The following is a 25,846-nucleotide window of genomic DNA, read 5'->3' as shown; positions in this document are numbered from 1 at the left end:
TCTCACGCCGTTGTCTCGGACGCCTTGTCGGCACGATCGGTGCCGGTGGATGGTTCGTGCCGTTCTGAGTTCGTGCCGTTCTGGAGCGCCCGTGAGGGGCGCCGGTGTCCGCTAGTTCGATCGGGCGGTGATCCACACCGTGAGCGCGACGATGGCGCCCAGACCGAAGATCCAGAGGAAGAGGCCCTCCGCGACCGGCCCGAGGGAGCCGAGCGCGAATCCGCCGGGGGACGGGTTGGCCTCGATGTACTTGAGGTACGAGATGATGTCGCGCTTGTCCTCGGGCGAGATGTTGAGGTCGTTGAAGACCGGCATGTTCTGCGGTCCGGTGACCATTGCCTCGTAGATGTGCGCCTCGGTCACGCCGCCCAGCGGGGGAGCGAACTTGCCCTCGGTGAGCGCACCACCGGCACCGGCCACGTTGTGGCACATCGCGCAGTTGATGCGGAAGAGCTCGGCGCCGTTGGCGGTGTCGCCCTGGCCGTCGAGGACCTCGCCCTCGGGGATCGCGGGGCCGGGGGCGAGCGACGCGACGTAGGCGGCCAGCTCGGCGACCTGCTCATCGGTGAACTGCACGGGCTTCTCGAGCGCCTGCGGCCCCTGCATCTGCATCGGCATGCGGCCGGTGCCCACCTGGAAGTCGACGGAGGCCGCTCCGACGCCGATCAGCGACGGGGCGTTGTCGGTCCCTGCGGCATCGAGGCCATGGCAGGTCGCGCAGTTGGCGGCGAAGAGCTTCGAGCCCTCGTCGATGGTCTGCTGGCTGTTCGCCGAGGTCTCGGCGGAGGCCGAGGTGGCGACGCCGACGGCCGCGTACGTGCCGCCCGTCAGGCCGAGGCCGATGGCGATCAGGGCCAGCGTGGCGAGAGGGTGGCGGCGACCCTTCTTGGCGCGGCTCTTCGTCTTCGGGGAGGCCATCGAGGCAACCTTCCTGCGGGGATCGGGGGTGGAGTCCATCGGTGCCACTCGGGTCACTTGAGGAAGTAGATGACGACGAACAGGGCGACCCAGACGACGTCGACGAAGTGCCAGTAGTAGGAGACGACGATCGCGCTGGTCGCCTCCTTGTGGCCGAAGTTCTTGACCGCGAAGCCGCGGCCGATGACGAGGAGGAAGGCGACCAGGCCGCCGGTGACGTGCAGAGCGTGGAAGCCGGTGGTGATGTAGAAGGCCGAGCCGTAGGCGTTGCTCGAGAGGCTGACGCCCTCGGAGACGAGGGTCGCGTACTCGAAGACCTGGCCGGAGACGAAGACGGCGCCGAGGGCGTAGGTGAGGAAGAACCACTCGACCATGCCCCACTTGAGCGGGCTCATCCCCGTCGCGCGCGGCTGGAGGCGCTCGGCGGCGAACACTCCCGCCTGGCACGTGAACGAGGAGGCGACCAGGATGATCGTGTTCACCGTGGCGTAGGGCACGTTGAGGATGCCCGTCTCGGCCGACCAGAGCTCGGGAGAGGTGCTGCGGAGGGTGAAGTAGATCGCGAAGAGGCCCGCGAAGAACATGACCTCGCTGCCCAGCCAGACGATCGTTCCGACGGCGACCGGGTTGGGTCGGTTCACTACGGGGGCCGTGGCCCTGGGGGAGAGAGAGGTGCTCGTCACACAGACCATTATGGCCGATGGCAAGAGGGCTGACTCGCACTTCCCGTGGGGCCTTCGTAGTCGCATAATCTGGGAGCCATGTCGGAAACCCTGTCCTGGCCGCACATTCTCGGTTCCCTCCTCGAGTCCGCCGATCTGAGCGTCTCGGAGGCCACCTGGGCCATGGAGCAGGTGATGGAGGGTACTGCCACCCCCGCGCAGGTGGCCGGGCTCCTGGTGGCCCTGCGGGCCAAGGGCGAGACGGTCGACGAGATCGTCGGCTTCCGCGATGCGATCCTCGACCACGCTGTTCCGCTGGACGTGGATCCGATGGCGCTGGACATCGTGGGCACCGGCGGCGACCGCTTCGGCACCGTCAACATCTCCTCGACCGCGTCGATCATCGCCGCCGCCGCCGGCACTCCGGTCATCAAGCACGGCAACCGGGCCGCGTCGTCGTCCTCCGGCTCCTCCGACGTGCTCGCCGCCCTCGGCGTCGACCTGACGTTGACGTCCGAGCGTGTCGCGGAGGCGTTCCGCCGCACCGGGATCGCCTTCGTCTTCGCCGCGATGTTCCACCCGGGCTTCCGTCACGCAGGCGCGGTGCGCGCCGAGCTCGGCGTGCCCACGGTCTTCAACCTGCTCGGGCCGCTCTGCAACCCGGCGCGGCCGGAGGCGTCGGCCGTCGGCGTCGCGCACCTCGACCGGGTTCCCCTCTTCGTGGGCGTGTTCCAGACGCGCGGCGCGACGGCGCTCGTGTTCCGCGGAGACGACGGTCTCGACGAGCTGACCACCACCGGCCACAGCCACATCTGGGAGGTCTCGCGCGGCTCCGTCGTCGAGCACGACCTCGACCCCCGCGACCTCGGGATCCGCCGGGCGGGCATCGACGAGCTCCGCGGTCGCGACGCCGCCTACAACGCGAGCGTCGTCCGAGCGGTTCTGGGAGGAGAGGAGGGAGCGGTCCGCGACATCGTGCTGCTGAATGCGGCTGCCGGGCTCATCTCCTTCGACCTCGCCCGCGATCCGTCGCTCATCCGCACGCCGATCCTCGACCGCTTCCGCTCGGCGATGGCGCGGGCGGCCGAGGCGATCGACTCCGGAGCTGCGATCGCGAAGCTCGACGAGTGGGTGCAGGAGACGCGACGCGTCGACTGACGGTCCCCGTGACTCCTGATCCTGCGGGGTTCCAGGGCGTAACGTGGGAGCGCTGTCCGCGATGGTGCGGACCGCGCTCCACCACGCGCCGGATCGCCCGAGGACAGGGCCGGCCCGACGGCGGTGGCCGACCCTGGAGGAGACCTCGATGAAGAAGCTCATCAACGACCCGAAGAACGTCGTCGCGGAGTCGGTGGCCGGATTCGGCCTCGCGCACGCCGACCTCGTGAGGGTCGAGACCGATCCGCTGTTCGTGGTGCGCAGCGACGCTCCCCGCGCGGGCAAGGTCGGGATCGTCAGCGGAGGAGGCAGCGGGCACGAGCCTCTGCACGCCGGCTTCGTCGGCCACGGGATGCTCGACGCCGCCGTGCCCGGCCCGGTCTTCACCTCCCCCACCCCCGACCCGATCGTCGCGGCGACGCAGGCGGTCGACGGCGGAGCGGGCGTCCTGCACATCGTGAAGAACTACACCGGCGACGTCCTCAACTTCGAGACGGCGGCCGACCTGGCCGGTGCCGAGGGCATCGAGGTCCGCTCGGTGATCATCGACGACGACGTGGCGGTGAAGGACTCCCTCTACACCGCCGGCCGCCGCGGAGTGGCCGGGACCGTGCTGGTCGAGAAGATCGCGGGCGCGGCCGCCGAGCGCGGCGACTCCCTCGACCAGGTGGCATCGATCGCCGAGACCGTCAACGCGCAGGTCCGCTCGATGGGCGTGGCGCTGACTCCGTGCATCGTGCCGCATGCGGGCGAGCCGAGCTTCGAGCTGGGCGAGAACGAGATCGAGATCGGGATCGGCATCCACGGCGAGCCGGGGCGCGAGAAGATCGCACTCGAGCCCGCCGACCGGATCGTCGACCGCATCCTCGGGCCGATCCTCGAGGACCTGCCCTTCTCCTCCGGCGACGAGGTGCTGCTCTTCGTGAACGGCATGGGCGGGACTCCGCAGATCGAGCTGTACATCGCCTACCGCCGCGCGGCGGAGGTGCTCGAGGAGAAGGGCATCCGCGTCGTGCGGAGCCTCGTCGGCAACTTCGTGACGTCGCTCGAGATGCAGGGCTTCTCCCTGACCGTGCTGAAGCTCGACGCCGCGCTCACCGAGCTCTGGGACGCGCCGGTGCAGACCGCTGCGCTGCGCTGGGGACGATGACCGGCCAGGACGCGCCCACCACGGACGACACCGGTGCGGATGCACCGCACAGCGAAGGAGCGAGGATGCAGGACGGACAGGGAGCCCAGGCTCTGGATGCGGCGTGGGCGACGGCCTGGATGCGGAGAGCCGCCGGCTCGATCGCGGAGCACCGCGTGGAGCTGATCACCCTCGATCGGGCGATCGGCGACGGGGATCACGGCGAGAACATGGACCGCGGGTTCCAGGCGGTGCTCGGGAAGCTGGACGGGTCCTCCCCGTCGACTCCGGGCGAGGTGCTCAAGCTCGTGGCGACCACGCTGATCTCGACGGTGGGAGGCGCGTCGGGGCCGCTGTTCGGCACCGCGTTCCTCAAGGCGTCCGGCGCCGTCGCGGGCAAGGAGGCGCTCGAGGGCGCGGACGTGATCGCGCTGCTCGCGGCGGCCAGGGACGGCATCGTGCTGCGGGGCAAGGCCGAGGTCGGCGACAAGACGATGATCGACGCGTGGTCGCCGGCCGTCGAGGCGGCCGAGGCCGCCCTCGCGGGCGGGGCGTCCCCCTCGGCCGTGCTGACGGCCGCAGCCGAGGGTGCGCAGCGGGGGGCCGAGTCGACCGATCCTCTGGTCGCGCGCAAGGGCCGCGCGAGCTACCTGGGGGAGCGTGCGATCGGGCACCGCGACCCGGGCAGCGTCTCGACCGTCCTCCTGCTGAGCGCCGCCGCCGAGGCCGCCGCATGAGCGTCGGGCTGGTCCTCGTCTCGCACAGCGCGCTGATCGCTCGCGGCCTGGTCGAGCTCGCGGCGCAGATGGCCCCCTCCGTCGCCCTCGTGGCCGCGGGCGGGACCGATGACGACGGGATCGGGACGAGCTTCGAGAAGATCACGGCGGCGCTCGAGGAGGCCGACTCGGGCGAGGGCGCGGTCGTGCTGTGCGACCTCGGATCGGCGATCATGACTGCGGAGACGGCCGTCGAGTTCCTCGACGACGAGGTGCGCGAACGGTTCAGGATCGTGGACGCGCCGCTCGTCGAGGGGGCGGTGGCCGCGGCGGTCGCGGCCTCGACGGGGGCCTCGCTCGCCGACGTCGTCCGGGCGGCGGAGTCGGCGCGCGGGTCGCTCCTCGCGGAGTCCGCGCCGTCCGTCTCGCCGGACGAGCAGCCGGCGGGTGTCCGGCGCAGCGTGCGGCTGGTGAATCCGAACGGCCTGCACGCCCGCCCCGCCGCGGAGTTCGTGACGCTCGCCACGACCTTCGACGCGCGGATCGATGCGAACGGCAAGGACGCCACGAGTCTCCTCGGGGTGATGTCGCTGGGTCTCGATCGCGGGGACGACGTGGTGATCTCGGCGACCGGTGCGCAGGCGCAGGAAGCGGTCTCGCGGCTCGCGGACCTGGTCGAGTCGGGGTTCGGCGAGGTCTGACCGGGCGGGCACGGCGACCTCCCGGAGCTGGCTCCTATCCTGGGGCCATGGTTCTCCGCGGCACCCGGCCCCCGCTCGTCCTGCTCCGGAGGGTCGGCGCCCTCCCGCGGTGGGTGCGGCGGATCGACGCACGCGCCGCGCGACGACTGAACGCGCGCAGGCCCTCCGCGCTCGTGGACGGAGGGCTCGTCGCCGCGTCGCGGGTCGCGGACCACGGCGTGCTGTGGTTCGGACTCGGCGCGCTGCTGGTGCTCGCGGGGCGACCGCGGGAGGCGCTGCGCGGTGCGGGATCGCTGGCGATCGCGAGCGCCGTGGCGAACCTCATCGGCAAGAACGTCTTCGGCGGTGAGCGGCCGGTGACCGCGCGAGTGCCGGTCGGGCGACGGCTCGCACGTGTGCCCTCCTCGCCGTCGTTCCCCTCCGGTCACGCGGCGAGCGCCGCGGCGTTCGCGGTGGGAGTCGCGCTCGAGTCGCCGCGTGCCGGGGCGGTCGTCGCGCCTCTCGCGGCCACGGTCGCGTTCTCGCGGCTGCACGTCGGGGTGCACTGGCTCTCGGACGTCGTCGGCGGAGCGGCTCTCGGCGCGGCGGTGGCGGGGGCCGGAAAGCTCCTCGCGCCGGCGTCGCCCCGGCACGTCCCGGTGTCGCAGCGGGCGGGCCGGCCACCCGTCGACCGGCGGCCCCTCGGCGATGGGGCGGAACTGCTGGTCGTCCTGAATCCGAGCGCGGGTCGCGACTCGCACCGGCCGGATCCCGAGCCCCTGATCCGCGGGCGCTTCCCCGCCGCGAGGGTGCACCGGCTGGACCGGGGCGAGGAGCTGGAGGACGTGGTGCGGGCGGCGCGGGCCGGTGAGGCGCCTCCGCAGGTGCTCGGCGTCTACGGCGGCGACGGCACGATGGCGGTCGGCGCCGCCCTCGCCCGTGAGGAGGGGATGACGCTCCTCGTGCTGCCCGGCGGGACCATGAACCACTTCGCCAAGGCGCTGGGGCTCGTGACGGTGGAGGACGCGCTCGACGCGGCGGCCTTCGGTGAGCGGCGGGACGTCGACGTCGCCGAGGTCCGCGCCGGGGACGGAGAGCCCGTCACAGTGCTGAACACCGTGTCGATCGGGATCTACCCGGAGTTCGTCGCGGCCCGCGAGAAGCACGAGCGGGCGATCGGCAAGCCGCTGGCCGCGGTCCTGGCGGCGTTCCGGGTGGTGCGCGCGGCGGATCCCTTCGACCTGAAGCGCGACGAGCGCATCGAGCGGGTCTGGTCGTACTTCGTCGGCGTGAACCAGGAGCACCCTCGGACCGCGGCGCCGCTCGCCCGGCGTCGCCTGGACGACGGGCAGCTCGATGTGCGCATCCTGCACGCCGGGCGCACACCGCGCACGCGCGGGGCGCTCTCGCTCGTGCTCGGACGCACGGCGACGCCCGTCGTGGGACGGGTGCCGGGCTGGCGGACTCCCGTGGTCGAGTCGTTCTCGACCGATCGGCTCACCGTTCTCGCCCGCCGGCCGGGCGGCGAGGATCCGGGCTGGGCGCACGACGGAGAGACCGAGGTGTACGACGGCGAGCGCGATGGTTTCGAGCGCACGAGCGTCCGCATCGTGCCGCTCGGCCTCCGGGTGTACTCGGCGGCCGACTGACTCGGCCCCGCACGCCCGACCGCCCGCTGTAAAGCCCCCTCCCGATGTCCACCCCGCCACGGTCGGCCGGCACGTCGCATGCGACTCTGGATCAGCACGCGGGACTCGGACTCCGCTGCGGAAGGGACAGCCCGTGAGACGCATCCACTACGCGGAGGAGAGCATCGTCACGGGTGACGACATCGCCCTGGCGGTGATCGAGTACGCGCGCGTCCTCGCGATGACGTCGACGGCCGACACAGTGGATGTCCCGGCGCTGCACGACGGCGTCGTGGGTCCTGTGCGGCTGCTGCTGGGGCCCGCGAGCCAGATGCTGGTATCCGAGGAGAACACCCTCTCCGACGAGATCGTGGACGAGGCGCTCGTCGCCGAGGTGCGCGCGCGCACGAGCCGCCTCAGCGGACCGTCACCGGTGTACTCGGACGAGGACGTCTCGGTTCCGCTGTCCCCGGCGGATCTCGACCTGTACTGAGGCCGTCAAGGGCCGGCACCTTCAGAGGGGTTCCCGGTCGGCGGCTACCACCGGGGTCGTGGTGGGTGGCCGCCGGTTTCAGAAGGGTTCCCGGTCGGCGGCTGCCACCGGGCTGGTGGATCTCGATCCGTCCCTTCGAGGGCCACTCGACCAGCAGTGACGCGGAACTCTCCGGGGATGGTCACTCGGCAGCGAGGGACGACTCGAGGGCGTCGAGGGCGGGGAGCTGTCCGGTGACCAGGAGGGTGCGGGCCTCGGCGAGGGGGATCCAGCGGGCGGACTCGATCTCGGGGAACTCCTGGACGACTCCGGAGCCGCGCGGCCATTCGAGCTCGAAGGTGTTGCTCGCGACGAACGAGACGCGGTGGTCGCCCGCGCCCGCGAACACGGTCACGAGCTTGCCGCTGCTCTGACGGAACGTGCCCAGCAGGGTGAAGTCGACCTCGGGAGGCGGGGACCCGATCTCCTCCTCGAACTCGCGTCGGGCGGCGTCCAGCGGCGCCTCCTCGCCGGTGTGCAGGCCCTTCGGGATCGACCAGGCGCGTGGGCGGCGCACCCAGAACGGGCCGCCCATCCTGCCGAGGAACACCTCGAGGCCGCCCTGCGCCTGTCTGTGCAGCAGGAGGCCCGCGCTCGTGAGTGCCGTCATCCCTCCATCCTGCACCGCCGCCGTGGAAGGATCGGGGGACCGACCGCGAGCACCCCGGAGTGGACCATGAGCACGCAGATCCTGGCGAGCACCGACCTCCTGGCGCTGCTGCGCGACGAGCTGGGCTCGGCCGTCGTCGTCGACGGGCCCGACTTCGAGGCGGTGCACACCGACAAGTCCGGATGGACGAGCGACGGGCGAGCGCTCGCTCTGGTCGCCGCGAGGTCGGTCGAGGACGTGCAGGCGGTCCTCCGGTTCGCGACGCGGCACCGCGTGCCGGTCGTGCCGCGCGGTGCGGGAACGGGACTCGCCGCGGGAGCGGTGGCCACCTCCGGAGCGATCGTGCTCTCGACGGCGCGGATGGACCGGATCCTCGAGATCTCACTCGAGGACGAGCTGGCCGTCGTCGAGCCCGGCGTGCTCAACCAGGCGCTCTCCGACGCCGTCGCCGCCGACGGGCTCGTGTTCTCGCCCGACCCCGCCAGCAAGGCGATCTCGAGCATCGGGGGCAACATCGCGACCAATGCGGGCGGTCTCCTGTGCGCGAAGTACGGGGTCACGAGGGAAGCGGTGCTCGGGCTCGCCGTGGTGCTGCCCGACGGCAGGCTCGTCCGCACGGGTCGGCGCAGCGTCAAGGGCGTCACGGGCTACGACCTCACCGCGCTGCTCACCGGGTCCGAGGGGACGCTCGGCGTGATCGTGGAGGCGACGGTGAAGCTCCGGCCGATCCCGACGGGCACCGTGGTCACGATCGGCGCGTACTTCGCGAGCGTGGTGGATGCGGCCTCTGCGAGCGCCGCGATCACGGCGGCGCGCCTCCGGCCCGCGGTGATGGAGCTGATGGACGAGGCGGCTCTCGCGGCGATCTCGCGCCACACCGGCATCCCGATGGACCGCGGGCGCTCGTACCTGCTGGTGCAGACCGACGGTGGGGGAGCGGCCGAGGAGGCTCGGCGCATCCTCGAGATCGTGGCCGCGGCCGGCGGTGCCGCGGAGTCGACCGATGATCCGGAGGCGGGCGAGGCTCTGCTGGCCGTGCGGCGCGGGTTCCACCCCGCTCTCGAGGCCGTGGGCGAGGTGCTGATCGAGGACGTCTGCGTGCCGCGCTCGGCCCTGCCCGCGATGTTCGCCGCCATCCGCGGCATCGAGGAGCGGACCGGGCTCAGCATCCCCACCGTCGCGCACGCCGGCGACGGCAACCTGCACCCGAACTTCGTGCTGCCGGCGGGTTCCACCGTCGTCGGCGAGGACGTGTGGGCGGCGGCCGCCGAGCTGTTCCGCACCGCCGTCGCCCTCGGCGGGACGCTGACGGGGGAGCACGGCGTGGGGCTGCTCAAGCGGCGCTGGCTGGCGGAGGAGCTGGGCGAGGACTCGATGGCCCTGCAGCGGGGCATCAAGGCGGTCTTCGACCCGCTCGGGATCATGAACCCGGGGAAGGTGTTCTGACGCTCAGAGGAGCTCGCCCGTGATCGTCGCCGCTGTCAGCAGGATCGTCGCGGCCGACATCAGCCAGTAGAGGATCGTCTCGCGCCAGGAGCCGGCCGAGCCGAGCACCGGGATCGCCGCGTAGCCGCCGGACGTCCAGAGGTGGCGCAGCGGCGTGCGCCGGACCCAGCGCGGCGAGCGGATGCGCAGCGGCCACAGCCAGTTGATCCCCTCGGTGGTGAGGGCGTCACCCGCGATGTGGACGAGGTAGCCGAGGGTCGCGGCGGTCCGGAGCCACGCCCAGGTGCCGTCGGCGAGCCCGATCAGGAGGACCGTGACGACGACCGCGCCCGCCCACGCGATCGGCCAGGACGGGGCGGCGCGGATCGCCTTGACCGCGAAGGCGAGTGCCGGCAGGGTCAGCAGAGCCGCGAGCGAGACCGGCCCGACCAGCGGGACGGGGAAGCGGAGCTCGGTGAGCAGCGGCACCAGGTACCAGACGACGGCGATCGCCAGGAGCGAGTGCATCCCGTGCCGGTGCCCGCCGCTGATGCGGCCGGCGGTGGCGGTGAGCAGTGAGGCTCCCGGCGCCGAGCGGGAGATCGTGGCGCGGGCATGGTCGGCGTCGGGTGCGAGGGCCCAGCCGGCGGCGACGCCGAGGCCGACGAGGCGCAGATCGAGCGGCAGGGCCGCGAGCTGCAGCGGCTCGGCGATCGCGGGTACGGAGATGGCGATCGCCCAGGCGAGAGCGCCGGACACGGCGTGGGAGCGGCCCATCATCGCGAGGTTCACCTCCCGGGCATGAGAAAACCCCCGGCGGAGGACCGGGGGTGAGGGTGGGCGATACCGGACTCGAACCGATGACCTCTTCCGTGTGAAGGAAGCGCGCTACCAACTGCGCCAATCGCCCAGAGGGCCGTCTTGTGGACGACCCGAGTAAGGATCGTAGCGGATCCGGCGGGGCGGGATGCACCACTCCGGGTCGCCACGCCCGGGTGAACGGAGTGTGTCGGGCGGGTTTCGCGCGGAAAGACGGGGGAGGCGCCGACGTGGCCGAGATCGGCTCCCGCTCGATTTGGTTTCTCGTGCGGCCGTCGGATACAGTCTTCTAGGTCGAGCCGGGGAGCGAAAGCGCCGAGGCGAGACGAGAACAAGGCAAGTGAGGCAAGACCAGTACGGGCAAGACCGGCGAAGTGCACGACACAAGACAGGCAAGACCTCCATGCGGATGTGGCGCAGCGGTAGCGCATCACCTTGCCAAGGTGAGGGTCGCGAGTTCGAATCTCGTCATCCGCTCGAATACCAGCCCCCGGGCCGGTATTTCTGAAAGACCGAAGAAAGACAATGGTCGGGAGACACCCTCGGGTGCGGTCCCGCCTGGCAGGCCTCCGGGCCGCCGACACCGAATCCCGTACACGGTGGATTGGCCGAGAGGCGAGGCAGCGGCCTGCAAAGCCGTATACACGGGTTCGAATCCCGTATCCACCTCGATCGTTCACCGAACGAGGAGCTCTTCGCAGAGCAACGGGCGATTGGCGCAGCGGTAGCGCGCTTCCCTGACACGGAAGAGGTCACTGGTTCGATCCCAGTATCGCCCACCACGAGAACCCCCGGCCCGGCGGCCGGGGGTTCTGTCGTTCCCGGCGAGTCCCGCCGTCGAGGCCCGCGCCGCACTCCTCGTCCGGTTCCGCCCGCACGGCCCGCGTTCCGGCTACTCTCGTCGCGATGCCCGCCCCGATCGCACTCGACGACTCCACCTGGCTCCGCCTGATCGCCAGGGAGGACGGCCCTGCGCTCGCGAGCGCGTACCGGCGCAACCGCCGCCACCTGGCGCCGTGGGAGCCCGTGCGCTCGACACGCTTCTTCGAATCGGGCGGGCAGACCGACGCCGTCTCCGATGTGCTCTTCGCGTACCGGGCGGGCGGCGTCCTGCCGCTGGTGCTCGAGCGCGGCGGCGAGATCGTCGGGCGCCTGACGCTCTCGAACGTCGTGCACGGCGCCTTCGACAGCGCCGATCTCGGCTACTGGCTCGACGCCTCGCTCCAGGGCCGCGGGCTGATGACGCGGGCGGTGGGCGAGACGCTCCGGATCGCGCGGGACGAGCTGAGGCTGCACCGGGTCCAGGCGGGGACTCTCCTGCACAACCGCGGATCGCAGACGGTGCTCGAGCGCAACGGCTTCGAGCGGATCGGGATCGCCCGCCGCTACCTCCGGATCGCGGGCGAGTGGCAGGACCACGTGCTGTTCCAGGCGCTCCTCGAGGGCGAGCAGCGGCTCGACCCTCCGGAGGCGATGGACTCTGCTCCCGGGATCAGGCCCGTCCAGGGTCGGCTCGTCTAGGGTGGGCCGCGCCGACGACCGATCGGCGCGGGCATCCCGAGAGGACGACTGGACGATGACGCGCATCATCGGCGGACGCGAGTTCGACTTCGAGCGGCAGGTCGCCGTGATGGCGGTCGTGAACCGCACTCCCGACTCGTTCTACGACCGGGGGTCCACGTTCGCGCTCGACCGGGCGGTCGATGCCTCCGTGCGGGCCGCCGAGCAGGGGGCCGACTGGGTCGACATCGGCGGTGTGCCGTTCGGACGCGGACCCGCGGTCTCGCTGCAGGAGGAGATCGATCGTGTCGTGCCCGTGGTCGCGGGGATCAGCGAGCGGAGCGACGTGGTGATCTCGGTCGACACGACCCGCTCGGAGGTGGCCCGCGCGAGCATCGCCGAGGGCGCCTCCGTCGTCAACGACACCAGCGGGCTGCACGATCCCCGGATGCTCGAGGTCGTGGCCGCGTCGTCCGCCCAGCTCGTGCTCACCCACAGCGTGGGGGCGCCGCGGAGCGAGCCGACCCGGCCCGAGTACGACGACGTGGTGGCGACGGTCGTGGAGCACCTCCGCGACCGCGTGGCGCGCGCGCTGGCCGCAGGAGTGCCTCCGGAGCGGATCGTCGTCGACCCGGGACACGACCTGAACAAGAACACCCTGCACACGCTCGAGCTGACCCGGCGGCTCGACGAGGTGGCGGCACTGGGGTATCCCGTGCTGGCGGCGGTGTCGAACAAGGACTTCATCGGAGAGACGCTGGATCGGCCGCAGGGGGAGCGGCTCGAGGGCTCGCTCGCGGCGGCGGTGATCTGCATCCTGAACGGAGCGCGGATCGTCCGGATGCACGACGTGCGGCAGGCGGTCGACGCGGTGCGGCTGACGGAGGCGGTCCTCGGCTGGCGCGCGCCGGTCTACCTGCGGCACAACATCGAGGCGGCGAGCGCATGAACGCGGTGATCGACCGGCTGCTCCCGTCCGCGGCCGTGGACCTCGACGACGACGCGCTGCTCGCGCTGTACTCCGAGGGAGCAGCCGAGCGGTGGCTGCGGGTCAACTTCGTCTCGAGCGTCGACGGCGCCGTGACGCACGACGGAGTGTCGGGGGCGCTCGGCGGCGACGCCGACCTGAGGGTGTTCGACCTGCTGCGCCGGCTGGCCGACGTGGTGCTGGTCGCGGCGGGCACGGTGCGCACGGAGGGCTACGGCCCGATGGTCCTGAGCGAGGAGGCCGCGAGCGCGCGGACGGCGGCGGGACTGCCTCCGCACCCGGTCTTCGCGATCGTCTCGGGATCGCTCGACCTCGACGCAGGATCGCGGCTGTTCACCGAGGCGCCGGTGCGACCCGTCGTGGTGACGACCGGACGGTCCTCGTCCCGCCGACGCGCCGAGCTCGCGGAGGTCGCGGACGTGCTCGTCTGCGGTGAAGACTCGCTCGATGCTCCGCGGATGCGGGATGCCCTGGCCGAGCGCGGACTCGCGCGGATCCACTGCGAGGGCGGGCCGTCGCTGCTCGGCGCGCTGCTGGCGGACGACGTGGTGGATGAGCTGGACCTGACCCTGAGCCCGACGCTCGAGGCGGGCGATGCAGGCCGGATCGCGCGCGGAGCTCTGCCGGCTGCGCGGGAGCAGCGGCTGGCGCATGTGCTCGCCTCTGGCGACACGCTCCTGCTGCGCTACCTGCGCGCCCGCTGACCCCTCGGGACCGGCGGGCGCGCAGGGATCAGAGCGCGGGGGTGAGCTGCGGCGAGAGCGCCCGCGGGGCGAGGCGCTGCAGCTGGGTGACGTGCTCGGGGGTCAGCTCCTCGAGCGACGTCACGCCGAGGAGGCGCATCGTGCGGGTGATCTGCTCGGAGAGGATCTCGATCATCCGGTTGACGCCCGCCTCGCCGCCCGCCATCAGACCGTAGAGGTAGGCGCGGCCGACGAGGGTGAACCTCGCGCCGTGCGCGACGGCGGCGACGATGTCGGCTCCGGACATGATGCCGGTGTCGAGGTGCACCTCCATGCCCGACGAGGCGACCTCGCGCACGACCTCGGGGAGCAGGTGGAACGGGATCGGCGCGCGGTCGAGCTGGCGGCCGCCGTGGTTGGAGAGGACGATGCCGTCGATCCCGAGCTCGGCGACACGGCGGGCGTCGTCGACCGTCTGGATGCCCTTGACGACGACCTTGCCGGGCCACTGGTCGCGGATCCAGGCCAGGTCGTCGAAGGTGACGGTCGGGTCGAACATCGTGTCGAGCAGTTCGCCCACAGTGCCCGACCAGCGGTCGAGGGAGGCGAAGGAGAGCGGCTCGGTGGTGAGGAAGTCGATCCACCACCACGGGCGGGGCAGCGCGTTGACCACGGTGCCCAGGGTCAGCTGCGGGGGGATCGAGAAGCCGTTGCGCTTGTCGCGCAGGCGTGCGCCGGCGACGGGGACGTCGACCGTGACCAGCAGGGTGTCGAAGCCGGAGGCGGCGGCCCGGTCGACGAGCGCCATCGAGCGGTCGCGGTCCTTCCACATGTAGAGCTGGAACCAGTTGCGGCCGTGCGGGTTCGCGGCCTTCACGTCCTCGATGGCGGTCGTGCCCATCGTGGAGAGCGAGAAGGGGATGCCCCACTTGGCCGCGTTGCGGGCTCCGGCGATCTCGCCCTCGGTCTGCATCATCCGGGTGAAGCCGGTCGGAGCGATGCCGAAGGGGAGCGAGACGGGGGCGCCGAGGACGTCCCAGCCGGTGCGCACCTCGGACACGTCGCGGAGCACCGCCGGGTTGAACTGGATGTCCTCGAACGCCTGGCGGGCGCGGCCGAGCGAGATCTCGGCCTCCGCTGCGCCCTCGGTGTAGTCGAAGGCCGCCTTCGGAGTGCGGCGCCGGGCGATGCGCTGCAGGTCGTACACGGTCAGCGCCTTGTCGAGCCGGGCCTTCTTGAGGTCGAGCTCAGGCGTCTTGAACTGCATCAAGGGCGCGAGATCGCGCACCTTCGGGATTCGGCGGTCGACCATGGTCAGTCCTTCTTCGCGGTGAGGTGGGTCTCGGCGTAGTAGCCCGAGATGTGGGTCTGGACGAGGTGTCGGGCGAGCTCGGGATCGGCCGCGTCGACGGCGGCGACGAGGGCGCGGTGCTCGCGGCGGAGGCGGTCGCGGGTGCTCGGCCAGTCGGGCAGCGAGCGGGCGGCAGCGAGCACGTAGCCCTCGACGGCGTCGCGGAGGCCCGCGGTCATGGCGGCGATCACGGCGTTGCCGGACGCCTCCGCGAGCGAGAGGTGGAACTGCTGGTCGAGGGCGAGGAACGCGTCGTGCTCGAGCGTCTCGGCGTCCATGGCGTCGAGCAGCTCGCGGCTGTCGTCGAGCGCGACAGGGGTCGTGCGGGCCAGATCGTCGACGACCGCGGTCTCGAGGACGAGACGTGTGCGCACGACGTCCTCCACGGCGAAGCCGCTGGCCGCGACCTGGAGGCGCAGCAGTGCGCTCATCCCACCGGTGGGGCGGGCGACGATGACGGCGCCGGAGGTGGGACCGGATCCCGTCCTCGTGCGGATGAGGCCCATCACCTCGAGGACGCGCACGGCCTCGCGGACGGAGGAGCGGCCGACTCCGAGCTCGAGGGCGAGCACCCGCTCGCCGGGGAGGCGGTCGCCGGGCGAGAGTGCACCGGTGAGCAGCAGGCCCTCGACGTGGGCCAGCACGCTCTCCCAGGCACGATCCCCGTCGCTCATCGTCCGCCTCTCTGTGGTCTGACCACACCGTACCCTGTGGTCAGACCACGCACAACGCCGCACGGTAGCCTGGCGCGATGACCGGACCGGATCTCTCTCGGCAGTGGTCGCTCGACGGCGCCGTCGTACCGGCTGTCGCCCTCGCGAGGAACGGTGGCGTCGCTCCGGAGCTCGTCTGGCGGAACCAGCTCGACGGGCTCACGTTCCGGGTGCCCGGCGGGTACCTGAAGTGGAGCCCCGACTCGGCCGGCATCGATCTCGGCCGGGAGGCGGCGCGGCTGCGCTGGCTCGAGGGCAGGATCGCGGCGCCGGCGCTGGTCGAGCACGGGCGCGACGACGGCGGGCAGTGGCTGCTGACGCGGGCGCTGCCGGGGGAGAGCGCGGTGTCACCGCGGTGGATCGCGGAGCCCGGGACGGCGGTGCGGGCGATCGCGGCGGGGCTGCGGGCGCTGCACGCCCTGCCCGTGGCGGAGGTGCCGGAGGCGCTGCGCGGGGACTCGTGGTTCGATCGCCGTGTCGAGGGGCTGGGAGCGCCTCCGCTGCTCGTCGACCCCGTGGTGGTGCACGGCGACGCCTGCGCCCCGAACACGCTGCTGGACGACGACGGGGACTGGTGCGGGACCGTCGACGTCGGCGACCTGGGCGTCGGCGACCGCTGGGCGGATCTCGCGATCGCGGCGATGAGCCTCCGCTGGAACTACGGGCCGGGACTCGAACCGCTGCTGCTCGAGCAGTACGGCATCGCGACGGACGAGACGCGAGCCGCGTACTACCGCGCCCTCTGGGATGCCGAGTCGTGAGGGATCAGTTCTTCGCGGCCTCGTCGTCCTGATCGGGAGCGTCGGACGAGCGGTTCTCGGAGGAGAGGCGCAGCCACTTCCCGTCGCGGACGTCCTGCGCGTGCACCGCCTGCTTCTTCTCGCTCGCCGCGGTGTCGCGGGGCGGGAGCTGCAGAGTCTCTTCGGCCTCGATGCCGGCCTGGAGCTGTCGGCCGCGCTCGAGCTCGGCGTCGAACTCGGCGCCGAACAGCAGGGCGATGTTGGTGATCCAGATCCACAGCAGGAACACGATCACGGCACCGAGCGAGCCGTAGGTCTTGTTGTAGTTCGAGAAGTTGGCGACGTAGAACGCGAACCCGACGGAGGCGACCAGCCAGATGGCGAGGGCGAGGATCGCCCCGGTGCTGATCCAGCGGAACTTCGGCTGCCGGATGTTCGGCGCGAAGTAGTACAGGACCGCGATGATCACGACGGCGATGACCAGGAGCACCGGCCACTTGACGATGTTCCACACGGTGAGCGCCGCCGGGCCGAGGCCCACGACGTCGCCGACGGCCGAGGCGACCGGGCCGCTCAGCACGAGCAGGAGCGCCGCGATGACGATGAGGATCACGGTGACGACCGTGACGCCCAGCATCGTCGGGCGCAGCTTCCAGAAGGGACGCCCCTCGTCGATCTCGTAGATGCGGTTCATCGCGCGGCCGAACGCCCCGACGTATCCGGAGGCCGACCAGATCGCGCCCACGATTCCAGTGACGAGGGCGATGCCGGCGGCGGGGGAGGTGATGAGCGACTGGATCGGTTCGCGCAGCAGATCGACGACCTGAGCCGACCCGAGGTTGCGGACGAGCTCGAGGACGGTGTCGGTGGTGGCCTGCGCCTGGCCGAAGACGCCGAGGACCGAGACGATGGCGAGCAGCGCGGGGAAGAGGGCCAGCACGGCGTAGTAGGTGAGCGCGGCGGCGAGATCGGTGCACTGGTCGGCGCCGAACTCGCGGGCGGTCTTCTTCAGGACGTACAGCCAGGAGCGCTTGGTGATCTCGCTGACCTCGTCGGGCTTGCGCGAGTCGTCGGGCTCGGGCGCGGTCTTCTCACGGGTCGTGCTCTTCTCGGCCATGCCGACACGCTATTGCCCCGGCGCCGCTCAGGTGAGGGCCTTGACGAGGGTCAGGCGGTGCGGGAGTGGCGCGCCGCGGCGAAGACGCCGAAGAGGAGGAACGAGACGGTGGCGCCGAGCACGACGGTGAGCGGGGCGTCCCAGCCGCCGCTCGCGTCGTGGGCGACGCCCAGCACGGTGGGAGCGGTCGCAGCGACGGCGTAGCCGATTCCCTGCACGGTCGCCGACAGGCGGGAGGCGTGCGCATCCGACTGCGAGAGCCGGACCACGAGGACGAAGACCACGGTGAATCCGCCGCCCTGCGCGATGCCACCGAGGATGCACCACAGCGCCCAGAGCTGAGGGGCGACGAGGAGACCGGCGGGGACGGTGCACCAGAGGACGCCGACCAGCGCGATACTGCCCAGCGGACGCAGCCGCCTGACCAGTAGAGGGACCCCGATCGCGCCCACGACCGCCGCGAGCTGGAAGACCGAGGAGCTCGCGCCGGCCGTTGCGATCGTGAAGCCGTTGCGGTCGACGAGGAGCGTGGGCAGCCAGGCCGTGACTCCGTAGTACGAGAAGGCCTGGCTCGAGAAGCAGACGGCGAGGGCCAGGACGGTGGCGCTGCGCCAGATGCGCGGGGCGGGCGCCGCGGGGCCGCGGTCGGCGGTGACGCGCGGCGCGGGCTTCAGCGCCCGCGCCGGACCGACGGCGAGCAGCCAGCCGAGCAGTGCGAGGGCGTTCAGGGCGAGCCAGACGAGCAGCGCGCCGCGCCAGCCGAGCGCGAGCGCGAGGGGCGCCGTGCCGAGGGAGGTGATCGTCGAGCCGATGTTGAGGGCGGCCGTGTAGACGCCCGTGGTGAGGTCCACGCGCTCGGGCGACACGTCGCGGCGGATGACGACGGGCACCACGACGTTGCCGATGGTGATGAAGACGCCGATCACGATGGTGCCGGCGACCACGGCGACGACGTCCCCGGCCGAGCGGAGGATGGTGCCGAGCGCGACTCCCAGGACCGTGACGACGACGGCGGCATCGGGTCCCGCGCGGCGGATCACCACGAGCGCGAGTGGAGTCGCGAGCGCGAAGCACAGCACGGGGATGCTGGTGAGGACCCCGGCCTGACCCGACGAGAGCGAGAGGTCGTCGCGGATCGCGTCGATCACCGGTGCCAGCGCGACGATCGGCCCGCGCAGGACGAACGCGACCAGGGCGACGGCGACGACGAAGAGCCAGGGGGCGCTCCGACGAGCCCTCACCGGCGTGGATGCACCCCGGCTCACCCCGCGAGTCCGGCGAGGTCGGACAGGTTCGAGAGGAAGGAGAGGACGCCGGTGACGATGCCGACGATGCCGGTGACGAGCCCTGCCGTGGCGAGGCCCCTGCCGCCGCCCAGGCTCTCGGCGGACGCGCGGCCGCGGACGCCGAAGACGATGGCGAGGATCGAGGGGACGAGGAGCGGGTTGATCAGGATGCTGATGATGCCCAGGACGAGGCTCGCGATCGCCAGCGGGTTGCGGCTGGCGGCGGAGGACGGCGCGGACGGGTAGGCGAAGAGCTCGGGCTGCGGAGCCGGGGCGCCGGGCTGCGGGGCCTGCGTGCTCGGGGCGCTCGGCGTGCCGTACAGCGGGACGGATGCAGGGGGGACGGCGGGACGGGAGCGGTCCGTCCACGACGCGCCGTCCCAGTAGAGCTCCGATCCGATGTCGGCGGGGTGGGGGTACCAGCCGGGCGCGGGAACAGGAGCGGAGTCGTCGGGCATGCGCCGATTCTAGGGCGGGCCGGTGCCGGCCGTCCGCGGGGCGGCGCGTCAGTCCTTGAGCTGCTCGATGCCCAGCGCGTTGCCATCGGGGTCGAGGATCCACGCCGCCCAGACGTCGCCGTGATCGGCGATGCCGTTCTCGGTCCGGAGCTCGTCGGAGTCGTAGTCCTGGGGCCGCACGCCGCGCGCGGCCAGGTCGTCGAGCTCGGCCCGCAGATCCTGCACGCGCCAGGCCGCCTTCGTCTGCTCGTCCTTCGACCCGATGGTGCTCGTGGTCACGGTGAAGCGGGTGCCTCCGCAGGCGTAGGCGATCGCCGAGGCGCTCTCCTCGAGGACCGTGAATCCGAGGGCATCGGCGTAGAACGCGCGGGAGGCGGGGAGGTCGGTGGTGAGCAGGACGGGGCAGAGGGGGTGGTCGGACAGCACAGGAGGCCTTTCGTCGTCGGTCAGGTCGTTCCAGCAGACGACGGCGCCGTCGGATCGACAAGGGGTTGAACGCGAGAATGAATCGGGCGCCGCGACGGGCGGGGCCCGGAGAGGCGGGATCGGATGAGCTGGGACATCGAGGACGTGGCGTGGACGCATCCGTCGGCCGAGGCGCTGCGAGCGGCCCAGCGCCGCGAGCTCGACGAGCGCTACGGCAGCGACGACCACGAGCCGGGCGAGGCGCCGTCGGCCGACGACGTGCCGGTCTTCGTCGTCGCGCGCGACGAGCAGGGGGAGGCGGTGGCGTGCGGTGGCCTGCGGCCGCTCGACGACTCCGTTCTCGGCCCCGGAGTGATCGAGGTGAAGCGGATGTTCGTGGCGCGCGGCGCCCGCGGATCGGGCGTGTCGACGGCCGTGCTCAGGGCACTCGAGGAGCGGGCCCGCGGGAGGGGCGCGGTGCGGCTCGTGCTCGAGACGGGCACGCTGCAGCCCGACGCGATCCGCTTCTACACGCGCGAGGGCTACACGCCGATCCCGCTCTTCGGAGGGTACGTCGGGTCGGAGCACTCGGTCTGCTTCGCGCTCGCGCTGTAGGCGCATGGGACACTGCGGTATGGCCGAGGACACCGCCCGCATCCACCCGTCCGCCGACGTCGATCCGCGAGCGGAGGTGGGGGCGGGGACGCTGGTCTGGCACCTCGCCCAGGTGCGCGAGGACGCGCGGATCGGCCGCGAGTGCGTGATCGGGCGAGGTGCCTACCTCGGGCCGGGGGTCGTGGTCGGCGATCGCTGCAAGATCCAGAACCACGCGCTGGTCTACGAGCCGGCCGTGCTGGGCGACGGAGTCTTCGTCGGGCCGGCCGTCGTGTTCACCAATGATCTGCGGCCCCGGGCGGTGACTCCCGACGGCGCGCTCAAGTCGGCGGACGACTGGGACGCGGTCGCGGTCGTCGTCGAGGACGGTGCGTCGATCGGCGCGCGGGCGGTCTGCGTGGCGCCGGTGCGGATCGGTGCGTGGGCGATGGTCGCGGCCGGCGCGGTGGTCGCCTCCGATGTGCCGGCCTACGCGCTCGTGGTGGGCGTGCCCGCGCGTCGGATCGGCTGGGTCGGGCGGGCTGGGGCACGCCTCGTGGCGACGGAGGGTGCGGGCGGCTGGCGCTGCCCGGAGACAGGGGACGAGTACGTCGAGCGGGACGGGGCGCTCGCGCCGGTCTGACGGGTTCCCGCTCCCGCCCGCCTGCGGCACGGGTCCGGCGGGCTCCTCCACAGGGACGGCGCGCGCCTGCTCTCCACCGTTCGGCGCGCGGTACCGGGTGCGGAGCGCCGCTGTCGGAGGTGTGCGGTGCGATGCCGTCATGAGCAACCGCAGCAACCCCTCGACCACCTGCCCGACTCCCGCGTCTCCCTCTCGGGAGCCGACTCGTCGGTCTGCGCCCCTTCCGCCGTCAGCGCCGGATGAAGCCGGTGACCCGCTGGCGACCGGCCGGCTGAGAACGCCGACGGGCGAGCTCGGGCGGTGCGGAGCGCGGGGTCGGGGCGGGCGGCGCAGCGGGTGCCGGAGGCATCGGAGCCGGAGCCGGGGTCTTCCTGCGGCCCTCGATCGCGCGGGCGAGCGACACGGCGGCGAACAGGAGGACGAAGCCGCCGACTCCGACCATGATCACGGCGCGGAGCCGGTCCGACACCTGCTCGATGGCCTTCAGCGGCGTCTGCACCTCGAGCGCGGTGAAGAGGTAGCGGTCGTCGGCGCCGTTCACCGTCTGGATGCTCCGCAGCGTGTCGACGAGCATCCCCCCCAGCGCCGAGGTCGTGGCGAGCGACTGGTCGGCGGTCGGTGCGTCGGCCGTCACGCTCAGCAGGAGTCCCTGACCCGACCACGCCGAGCGCTCCACGGCGAACTGCGTGCTGAGGCCCTGCGCGGCGAGCGCCTCCGCGGTGCCGTCGCTGTTCAGCACGGTCACGAGCACCTGGGCCGCCAGGGAGTTGTCGGAGGAGCGCAGGTAGGGGTTGTCGCTGTTGAGGGCGGCGAGCGCCGGGTCGGCCTCGAGCTCGGCCGTCGTCGGCAGCTGCGGATTGACGAGCGCGTAGGTCGCCGTCGAGGCGTAGGTGCGCGGCGACAGCACGAGCACGTAGGCCATCCCGACGACGGTCAGGGTGAGCACGACGGCCGCGAGGAGCCGGTGGCGCCAGAGTGTGCGGAGTACGGAGACGGGGTCCATCAGGACAGCCTTTCTGGGGAGTGGTCGATCTCGCCGTCGACGCGGGCGCGGGCGTCCGTCGTCAGGGCGGAGGGGAGTCCGAGCTCGGAGCGGACGAGGAGCCAGCAGCTCCCCGAGAGGCCGAGCACGAACGGGAACAGCAGGGCGAACACCGGGAAGCCCAGTGAGTCGAACGTGGCGGAGGCGACCGCGGCGACGGTGGCCGAGGCTGCGACGCTCCCGGTCAGTGCCCGGAGGCGGGGGTCGCGGGCGAACTGCGCGGCGATCAGGCCGAAGACGGCCGGTACGCCGAAGTACGCGACGGCGGCGGCGGCGCCCAGCAGCCCGAGGGTGATGGCGGAGCCGAGGTACTGGTTGTCGAGGATGAGCTTGGCGCTGTCGGGCAGGTACGTGCCGGGGCCTGTTCCGAGGAGCGGGTGGTGAGCGACGAGCGCGGCGACGCGAGGGTAGTTGTCGAGCCGGTTCACGATCGAGGTGTCGCTCGTGCCGGCGCCGATCGATCCGGTCAGAGTGCCGAGCAGTCCCGGAGTGGTGACGAAGAACGCGGCCACGGCGACCGGCGCGAGGACGTACCCCCACCTCCGTGCCGCACGAGGGAGGAAGACCAGCGCGACACCCATCCCGACGACGAGCGAGAGCACCCCCGAGCGGGAGACGGTCAGGGCGACCGCCGAGAGGAGGAGGATGCACGACGCGACCCGCAGCCAGCGCGCGGTGCGCTGATCGTAGATCAGGCGCCAGACGGCGAGCGGCAGCAGCATCGACGAGACGACGGCGAGCTCGATGGGGTGGAAGGTGGTGCCGGCAACCCGCGTGAGACCGTCCCTGTCCTGGAACGGGGTGCTGCCTCCGTTGTCGACGAAGCCGACCAGTGCGCCGCGGATCAGCTCGACGGGATCGGTGTGCGTCGTGAACTGGATCAGCGCGACCACCGCGCACAACGTCGCGGCGTTCACGAGCGAGCCGATCAGGATGCGTGCGTGCTCGAGGGTGCGCACGCTCTGCGTCGTCACCAGGGCGATACCCGCCGAGGCGAACAGCAGCAGCAGCCAGCGGTCGGCGCTGAGCTGCCCCTCGCCGGTCCGGGTGATGGTGTCTCCGCTGGTGTACCGGACGTACGAGAGGATGCTCACCCCGAGCAGGAAGGTCAGCCCGAAACGGCCGGGGTGGCGCATCGGGACGGGGTCGTGCAGCCCCAGAAGAGCCGAGGCGAGCCAGGCCACCGCGAGGACGAGCGCGAGCACCATCGCGAGGTAACCCGAGGCGCCGAGGGGGGCGAGCACCTCGTCGGCGGGTGTCAGGAAGAGCGCGTAGGCGGTGAGGCGCAGGAGCGTCGGCGGCCCGGTCTTCTCGAGGACGGTCGTCATCGCTCACGCCCCCCGCGCGGCGCGGCGCGTGTCGTCGCGGGTCCAGCCGGTCTCGCTCGCGCTCTGCACCCGGCTCGCGAGAGCGAAACCGGCGTAGACGGCCGCATCGGCGAGCTGACGAGGCCCCTGAGCCGACCACACGAGGTCGACGGCGGTTCTGCCGCGGCGGCGCTCGCCGGAGGCCTCCGCGAGCTCCACGGTGCCGCGGTGCGAGCGGCGCAGGACGCCGACGAGGCTCGCGGTGGTGAGCGGTACCCGGACGACAGCCGGTGCCGTCGCGACGACCGCGCGCTCGGCGGGCGTGAAGCGGGTGTCGACGTACTCGTCGTCGGCGATGAGCGCGGGGAAGGCGCCGATGCGCTCGTGGCCCGACCCGCTGACGGCGTAGCCACCGGCCCCCCAGAGCGCGCTGTGCAGGGAGGGCACCCGCGAGCGGGCTCGGTAGTACGCGCGGACGAGCGGATCGGCGCCCGTCGCGTCGTAGACCGCCGTCGGCCGGGCGGCGAGCAGTCCGCCGCGCGTGACGGCATCGAAGACGTTCCAGACGGCCTCTGCGGTGACGTCGACGTCGGCATCGAGGTAGAGGCGCGGCCACGAGGTCGCGACGGCGTCGCCGGCGTTCAAGGCCGCGGTCTTCGAGGCCTCCGGGATCTCGACCACGGTGACTCCGGCGAACGAGCGGGCGATCTCGGCGGTTCGATCGGTGCAGGCGTTGCAGACGACGACCACCTCGAGGGCGCCCGCGGCGGCCGCGGAGGCGAGGGGGGCGAGGGTGCGCTCGATCACCGACGCCTCGTCGTGGGCGGGCACGATCACGGATCCCGTGGGGTGGGGGAGCGCGATCGCTCCCGCGGGGGCGGCGCTCGGCAGCCCGGCGAGGCGGGAGCCGAGGGCGAGGGCGACCGCGGCGCGGCGGTGCGACCGCCCGCGCTCTCCGGGGAGCAGGCTCCTCGCCGCCTCCGCAGCCAGGACCACGAGGCGGAAGGTGCTCGAGTAGAGCGTGCCGTGGAACTTCTGGACGTAGCGGACCCGGTTGACGGCGAGCAGCGCGGCGAGCGCGCTCGACTGGCCGGAGCCTCCACCCTCGTGGACGACCTCGGCAGTCGGCTCGAACCAGGCCTCGGCTCCCAGCTCTCGGGCGCGGCGGAAGTAGTCCGTCTCCTCGGAGTAGAGGAAGAACCGCTCGTCCCAGTCGCCGAGGCGTGCGGCGACCAGGGAGTCGATCAGCACGGCGGCGCCGGTCGCCCACTCGATCGCGTGGGCGTGCCGGTAGCTCTCGGGATCGCTGTCGGTCTCGCTCGAGAAGGCGGGGCGGTCGAGGAGGCGATCGCCCAGGAGGGCGTCGCCGAGCGCTCGCAGACGGGTCGGCTCGCGGCGGAGCGACCGGGCGGTGGCGCCGCTCGCATCGCGCAGCAGCGGAACGACGATCCCGGCCTCCGAGGCGTCCATGCGGGCGAGGAGGCGCGAGACCGTTCCAGGGAGGACGACGAGGTCGGGATTGAGGACGAGGAGCGCTCCGGTGTCGCCGGCGTGCCGGCGGGCGATGTTGACGGCCGCGGCGTAGCCGACGTTGCCGCCCGCATCGATCGCGACGACATCGGAGTGCGCCGCGGCGACCGCGAGCGAGCCGTCGTCGGAGGCGTTGTCGACGACGATCACGCGGAGCCGGACGCCGCCGCGGGCCTCGTCGCGCAGGCTCGCGATCAGGCGGTCGAGGCTCTCGGCGGAGCGGTAGCTCACGACCAGCGCGGCGACATCGGCGGGCTCGCCCGGCCCGACGAAGCGTCCTTCCCCGCCACCGGCGAGGGCGGAGAGCCTGGTGCCGTGCAGGGTGGGCTCACGATCGAGAGTGGTCGTGCTGTGCAGTCGCAGGCGGCCGTAAGCGAGGGGACCTTCGACGAGGTAGCGGCGCGCGAGCCGGCGCGGCTCCATCGCCAGGCGCCACAGCCACTCGACTCCGTGGTCGGCGACCCACTGCGGTGCCCGGCGGACGGAGCCGCCGAGGAAGTCCACCGCGGCACCGAACGCGAGCAGGACGTGCGCACCCGTCTTCGGACCGTGCTCGTCGATCCACAGCTCCTGCCGGGGCTTGCCCAGACCGACGATGAGCAGATCGACGGCTGCACGACGGATCGCCTCGACGACTCCGGCGTTGGCCTCGGGATCGGCGAGCTCCTCTCGGGTCGGCGACCAGAGACCCGCGAGCACCAGGTCGGGGCGCTCCTCGGCCAGCCTGGCGCGCAGCCGTTCCTGCGCGTCGACCGACCCGCCGAGCACGCCGACACGCACTCCGTCCACCGCGGCGCGGTCGAGCAGCGGGCCGATGAGGTCGCTGCCTGCCAGCCGCGGCCAGGCGGTACCCGTCAGCCGGCGGGCCTGCGTGGCGATCGGGCTGCCGTCGATGAGGGAGAGCCACTGCACGGGCCGATCGCGCCGGCGGGACTCCGCTTCGGTCCACTCCACGGAGCCCTCGCCGCCGGGCTGGAGGACGAGCGTCGCGGGAGCGGACATCTCGGGCTCGGCGCGGTGCTCGAGGACGTGCTGCCAGCGGCCGCCCTGCCCGAAGTGGTTGATGTGGTCGACGTTGACCGAGAGCACGCCCAGCGGCGCGCCGTCCATCGCTGCGGCGCGGGTGGCGATGATGCGGACGGCCTCGTCGTGCTGGGCGAGATCGACGGGAGCGCCGCCGAGGACGACGCGCCGGTTCTGATCGGGGGACAT

Annotated in this window: 26 protein-coding genes and 4 tRNA genes; 16 read left to right on the top strand and 14 right to left on the bottom strand. The window is 72.4% G+C overall.

What is annotated here, in order from left to right; genetic code table 11:
* Positions 1–111: 111 nt before the first annotated feature.
* Together qcrC and ctaE are read right to left on the bottom strand one after the other, a co-directional pair.
* On the bottom strand, positions 112–918 hold the full coding sequence (qcrC, locus tag ASG06_RS13425) for a cytochrome bc1 complex diheme cytochrome c subunit (RefSeq protein WP_056043047.1): 807 nt from the start codon (positions 916–918) through the stop codon (positions 112–114).
* Between the two features lie 53 nt (positions 919–971).
* The gene (gene ctaE, locus ASG06_RS13420; protein ID WP_056043045.1) at positions 972–1,610 is read right to left on the bottom strand and encodes an aa3-type cytochrome oxidase subunit III; all 639 of its coding nucleotides are present in this window, start codon (positions 1,608–1,610) and stop codon (positions 972–974) included.
* Positions 1,611–1,679: 69 nt separating this feature from the next.
* On the opposite strand from ctaE, the gene trpD reads away from it, so the two are divergent.
* The 6 genes from trpD (at position 1,680) to ASG06_RS13390 (ending at position 7,384) form a co-directional block, all read left to right on the top strand.
* A complete protein-coding gene (gene trpD / locus ASG06_RS13415) occupies positions 1,680–2,738 on the top strand; it encodes an anthranilate phosphoribosyltransferase (RefSeq protein ID WP_056043041.1) in 1,059 nt (352 codons plus the stop codon).
* A 148-nt stretch (positions 2,739–2,886) separates the two neighbouring features.
* Complete coding sequence (gene dhaK / locus ASG06_RS13410) at positions 2,887–3,888, top strand: dihydroxyacetone kinase subunit DhaK (RefSeq protein ID WP_056043039.1); 1,002 nt, start codon at positions 2,887–2,889, stop codon at positions 3,886–3,888.
* 65 nt (positions 3,889–3,953) lie between these two features.
* A complete protein-coding gene (gene dhaL, locus ASG06_RS13405) occupies positions 3,954–4,604 on the top strand; it encodes a dihydroxyacetone kinase subunit DhaL (RefSeq protein WP_056043036.1) in 651 nt (216 codons plus the stop codon).
* Positions 4,601–5,284, top strand: a complete 684-nt coding sequence (gene dhaM, locus ASG06_RS13400) for a dihydroxyacetone kinase phosphoryl donor subunit DhaM (protein ID WP_056043032.1) — start codon at positions 4,601–4,603, stop codon at positions 5,282–5,284. Before dhaL ends, dhaM begins: the two co-directional genes overlap by 4 nt.
* A gap of 47 nt (positions 5,285–5,331) precedes the next feature.
* Positions 5,332–6,912: a bifunctional phosphatase PAP2/diacylglycerol kinase family protein gene (locus ASG06_RS13395; protein ID WP_082499230.1), complete on the top strand. Its 1,581-nt coding sequence runs from the start codon at positions 5,332–5,334 to the stop codon at positions 6,910–6,912.
* Between the two features lie 133 nt (positions 6,913–7,045).
* On the top strand, positions 7,046–7,384 hold the full coding sequence (locus tag ASG06_RS13390) for a hypothetical protein (protein WP_056043029.1): 339 nt from the start codon (positions 7,046–7,048) through the stop codon (positions 7,382–7,384).
* A gap of 181 nt (positions 7,385–7,565) precedes the next feature.
* Here ASG06_RS13390 and ASG06_RS13385 read toward each other — a convergent pair whose 3' ends face one another.
* Positions 7,566–8,033 (bottom strand): NUDIX domain-containing protein, encoded by a 468-nt coding sequence (locus ASG06_RS13385; RefSeq protein WP_056043026.1) that lies wholly within the window; start codon positions 8,031–8,033, stop codon positions 7,566–7,568.
* Positions 8,034–8,099: 66 nt separating this feature from the next.
* Here ASG06_RS13385 and ASG06_RS13380 point away from each other — a divergent pair, with 66 nt between their 5' ends.
* Positions 8,100–9,479, top strand: a complete 1,380-nt coding sequence (locus ASG06_RS13380; RefSeq protein WP_056043025.1) for an FAD-binding oxidoreductase — start codon at positions 8,100–8,102, stop codon at positions 9,477–9,479.
* Positions 9,480–9,482: 3 nt separating this feature from the next.
* Here ASG06_RS13380 and ASG06_RS13375 read toward each other — a convergent pair whose 3' ends face one another.
* Both ASG06_RS13375 and ASG06_RS13370 read right to left on the bottom strand, forming a co-directional pair.
* Positions 9,483–10,238 carry a metal-dependent hydrolase gene (locus ASG06_RS13375; RefSeq protein ID WP_156465983.1) on the bottom strand — a complete coding sequence of 252 codons (756 nt, stop codon included), beginning with the start codon at positions 10,236–10,238 and terminating at the stop codon, positions 9,483–9,485.
* Between the two features lie 57 nt (positions 10,239–10,295).
* Positions 10,296–10,368 (bottom strand) — tRNA-Val (locus tag ASG06_RS13370).
* Between the two features lie 314 nt (positions 10,369–10,682).
* On the opposite strand from ASG06_RS13370, the gene ASG06_RS13365 reads away from it, so the two are divergent.
* The 6 genes from ASG06_RS13365 to ASG06_RS13340 all read left to right on the top strand — a co-directional run bounded on the left by ASG06_RS13365 (position 10,683) and on the right by ASG06_RS13340 (position 13,469).
* A tRNA-Gly gene (locus tag ASG06_RS13365) sits at positions 10,683–10,754 on the top strand.
* Between the two features lie 121 nt (positions 10,755–10,875).
* A tRNA-Cys gene (locus tag ASG06_RS13360) sits at positions 10,876–10,946 on the top strand.
* 38 nt (positions 10,947–10,984) lie between these two features.
* A tRNA-Val gene (locus ASG06_RS13355) sits at positions 10,985–11,059 on the top strand.
* 124 nt (positions 11,060–11,183) lie between these two features.
* Positions 11,184–11,798, top strand: a complete 615-nt coding sequence (locus tag ASG06_RS13350) for a GNAT family N-acetyltransferase (RefSeq protein WP_082499229.1) — start codon at positions 11,184–11,186, stop codon at positions 11,796–11,798.
* A 55-nt stretch (positions 11,799–11,853) separates the two neighbouring features.
* The gene (folP, locus tag ASG06_RS13345) at positions 11,854–12,726 is read left to right on the top strand and encodes a dihydropteroate synthase (protein ID WP_056043536.1); all 873 of its coding nucleotides are present in this window, start codon (positions 11,854–11,856) and stop codon (positions 12,724–12,726) included.
* Positions 12,723–13,469: a pyrimidine reductase family protein gene (locus ASG06_RS13340; RefSeq protein ID WP_056043019.1), complete on the top strand. Its 747-nt coding sequence runs from the start codon at positions 12,723–12,725 to the stop codon at positions 13,467–13,469. The genes folP and ASG06_RS13340 overlap by 4 nt, the downstream gene beginning before the upstream one ends.
* A 28-nt stretch (positions 13,470–13,497) precedes the next feature.
* Here ASG06_RS13340 and ASG06_RS13335 read toward each other — a convergent pair whose 3' ends face one another.
* Both ASG06_RS13335 and ASG06_RS13330 read right to left on the bottom strand, forming a co-directional pair.
* On the bottom strand, positions 13,498–14,760 hold the full coding sequence (locus ASG06_RS13335; protein WP_056043017.1) for an alpha-hydroxy acid oxidase: 1,263 nt from the start codon (positions 14,758–14,760) through the stop codon (positions 13,498–13,500).
* Between the two features lie 2 nt (positions 14,761–14,762).
* Positions 14,763–15,473 (bottom strand): FadR/GntR family transcriptional regulator, encoded by a 711-nt coding sequence (locus tag ASG06_RS13330; RefSeq protein ID WP_056043013.1) that lies wholly within the window; start codon positions 15,471–15,473, stop codon positions 14,763–14,765.
* 77 nt (positions 15,474–15,550) lie between these two features.
* On the opposite strand from ASG06_RS13330, the gene ASG06_RS13325 reads away from it, so the two are divergent.
* Positions 15,551–16,273: an aminoglycoside 3'-phosphotransferase gene (locus ASG06_RS13325; protein WP_056043010.1), complete on the top strand. Its 723-nt coding sequence runs from the start codon at positions 15,551–15,553 to the stop codon at positions 16,271–16,273.
* A 4-nt stretch (positions 16,274–16,277) separates the two neighbouring features.
* Here ASG06_RS13325 and ASG06_RS13320 read toward each other — a convergent pair whose 3' ends face one another.
* The 4 genes from ASG06_RS13320 to ASG06_RS13305 are packed head-to-tail and all read right to left on the bottom strand — an operon-like array spanning position 16,278 to position 19,539.
* A complete protein-coding gene (locus ASG06_RS13320) occupies positions 16,278–17,369 on the bottom strand; it encodes a YihY/virulence factor BrkB family protein (RefSeq protein WP_056043007.1) in 1,092 nt (363 codons plus the stop codon).
* Positions 17,370–17,419: 50 nt separating this feature from the next.
* Complete coding sequence (locus ASG06_RS13315) at positions 17,420–18,610, bottom strand: MFS transporter (RefSeq protein ID WP_056043003.1); 1,191 nt, start codon at positions 18,608–18,610, stop codon at positions 17,420–17,422.
* Positions 18,611–18,630: 20 nt separating this feature from the next.
* Positions 18,631–19,113 (bottom strand): DUF4190 domain-containing protein, encoded by a 483-nt coding sequence (locus ASG06_RS19575; protein WP_082499228.1) that lies wholly within the window; start codon positions 19,111–19,113, stop codon positions 18,631–18,633.
* A 48-nt stretch (positions 19,114–19,161) separates the two neighbouring features.
* Positions 19,162–19,539: a VOC family protein gene (locus ASG06_RS13305; protein WP_056043000.1), complete on the bottom strand. Its 378-nt coding sequence runs from the start codon at positions 19,537–19,539 to the stop codon at positions 19,162–19,164.
* A gap of 123 nt (positions 19,540–19,662) precedes the next feature.
* Here ASG06_RS13305 and ASG06_RS13300 point away from each other — a divergent pair, with 123 nt between their 5' ends.
* Together ASG06_RS13300 and ASG06_RS13295 are read left to right on the top strand one after the other, a co-directional pair.
* Positions 19,663–20,133 (top strand): GNAT family N-acetyltransferase, encoded by a 471-nt coding sequence (locus tag ASG06_RS13300; RefSeq protein ID WP_056042997.1) that lies wholly within the window; start codon positions 19,663–19,665, stop codon positions 20,131–20,133.
* Positions 20,134–20,152: 19 nt separating this feature from the next.
* Complete coding sequence (locus ASG06_RS13295) at positions 20,153–20,755, top strand: acyltransferase (RefSeq protein ID WP_056042994.1); 603 nt, start codon at positions 20,153–20,155, stop codon at positions 20,753–20,755.
* Between the two features lie 229 nt (positions 20,756–20,984).
* On the opposite strand, the gene ASG06_RS13290 is transcribed toward ASG06_RS13295, so the two are convergent.
* From ASG06_RS13290 to ASG06_RS19570, 3 genes are read right to left on the bottom strand one after another with little or no spacing between them, the layout of a single operon-like run.
* A complete protein-coding gene (locus tag ASG06_RS13290) occupies positions 20,985–21,758 on the bottom strand; it encodes a hypothetical protein (protein ID WP_056042991.1) in 774 nt (257 codons plus the stop codon).
* Positions 21,758–23,125, bottom strand: a complete 1,368-nt coding sequence (locus ASG06_RS13285; protein WP_056042988.1) for an O-antigen ligase family protein — start codon at positions 23,123–23,125, stop codon at positions 21,758–21,760. Before ASG06_RS13285 ends, ASG06_RS13290 begins: the two co-directional genes overlap by 1 nt.
* 3 nt (positions 23,126–23,128) lie before the next feature.
* Entirely contained in the window at positions 23,129–25,846 is a 2,718-nt protein-coding gene (locus tag ASG06_RS19570; protein ID WP_082499227.1) for a WecB/TagA/CpsF family glycosyltransferase, read from the bottom strand.

Origin of the sequence: Rathayibacter sp. Leaf185 (assembly GCF_001423885.1) — a bacterium.
Taxonomy (GTDB): domain Bacteria; phylum Actinomycetota; class Actinomycetes; order Actinomycetales; family Microbacteriaceae; genus Rathayibacter.
The sequence above is the reverse complement of the archived record's forward strand: the minus strand, read 5'-3'. Positions and strand labels throughout refer to the sequence as shown.

Excerpts from the sequence above, each read along its gene's own strand:
- qcrC (WP_056043047.1), bottom strand. The coding sequence starts at position 918 with ATGGCCTCCCCGAAGACGAAGAGCCGCGCCAAGAAGGGTCGCCGCCAC.
- ctaE (WP_056043045.1), bottom strand. The coding sequence starts at position 1,610 with ATGGTCTGTGTGACGAGCACCTCTCTCTCCCCCAGGGCCACGGCCCCC.
- trpD (WP_056043041.1), top strand. The coding sequence starts at position 1,680 with ATGTCGGAAACCCTGTCCTGGCCGCACATTCTCGGTTCCCTCCTCGAG.
- dhaK (WP_056043039.1), top strand. The coding sequence starts at position 2,887 with ATGAAGAAGCTCATCAACGACCCGAAGAACGTCGTCGCGGAGTCGGTG.
- dhaL (WP_056043036.1), top strand. The coding sequence starts at position 3,954 with ATGCAGGACGGACAGGGAGCCCAGGCTCTGGATGCGGCGTGGGCGACG.
- dhaM (WP_056043032.1), top strand. The coding sequence starts at position 4,601 with ATGAGCGTCGGGCTGGTCCTCGTCTCGCACAGCGCGCTGATCGCTCGC.
- ASG06_RS13395 (WP_082499230.1), top strand. The coding sequence starts at position 5,332 with ATGGTTCTCCGCGGCACCCGGCCCCCGCTCGTCCTGCTCCGGAGGGTC.
- ASG06_RS13385 (WP_056043026.1), bottom strand. The coding sequence starts at position 8,033 with ATGACGGCACTCACGAGCGCGGGCCTCCTGCTGCACAGACAGGCGCAG.
- ASG06_RS13380 (WP_056043025.1), top strand. The coding sequence starts at position 8,100 with ATGAGCACGCAGATCCTGGCGAGCACCGACCTCCTGGCGCTGCTGCGC.
- ASG06_RS13375 (WP_156465983.1), bottom strand. The coding sequence starts at position 10,238 with ATGATGGGCCGCTCCCACGCCGTGTCCGGCGCTCTCGCCTGGGCGATC.
- ASG06_RS13350 (WP_082499229.1), top strand. The coding sequence starts at position 11,184 with ATGCCCGCCCCGATCGCACTCGACGACTCCACCTGGCTCCGCCTGATC.
- folP (WP_056043536.1), top strand. The coding sequence starts at position 11,854 with ATGACGCGCATCATCGGCGGACGCGAGTTCGACTTCGAGCGGCAGGTC.
- ASG06_RS13340 (WP_056043019.1), top strand. The coding sequence starts at position 12,723 with ATGAACGCGGTGATCGACCGGCTGCTCCCGTCCGCGGCCGTGGACCTC.
- ASG06_RS13335 (WP_056043017.1), bottom strand. The coding sequence starts at position 14,760 with ATGGTCGACCGCCGAATCCCGAAGGTGCGCGATCTCGCGCCCTTGATG.
- ASG06_RS13330 (WP_056043013.1), bottom strand. The coding sequence starts at position 15,473 with ATGAGCGACGGGGATCGTGCCTGGGAGAGCGTGCTGGCCCACGTCGAG.
- ASG06_RS13325 (WP_056043010.1), top strand. The coding sequence starts at position 15,551 with ATGACCGGACCGGATCTCTCTCGGCAGTGGTCGCTCGACGGCGCCGTC.
- ASG06_RS13320 (WP_056043007.1), bottom strand. The coding sequence starts at position 17,369 with ATGGCCGAGAAGAGCACGACCCGTGAGAAGACCGCGCCCGAGCCCGAC.
- ASG06_RS19575 (WP_082499228.1), bottom strand. The coding sequence starts at position 19,113 with ATGCCCGACGACTCCGCTCCTGTTCCCGCGCCCGGCTGGTACCCCCAC.
- ASG06_RS13300 (WP_056042997.1), top strand. The coding sequence starts at position 19,663 with ATGAGCTGGGACATCGAGGACGTGGCGTGGACGCATCCGTCGGCCGAG.
- ASG06_RS13295 (WP_056042994.1), top strand. The coding sequence starts at position 20,153 with ATGGCCGAGGACACCGCCCGCATCCACCCGTCCGCCGACGTCGATCCG.
- ASG06_RS13290 (WP_056042991.1), bottom strand. The coding sequence starts at position 21,758 with ATGGACCCCGTCTCCGTACTCCGCACACTCTGGCGCCACCGGCTCCTC.
- ASG06_RS13285 (WP_056042988.1), bottom strand. The coding sequence starts at position 23,125 with ATGACGACCGTCCTCGAGAAGACCGGGCCGCCGACGCTCCTGCGCCTC.
- ASG06_RS19570 (WP_082499227.1), bottom strand. The coding sequence starts at position 25,846 with ATGTCCCCCGATCAGAACCGGCGCGTCGTCCTCGGCGGCGCTCCCGTC.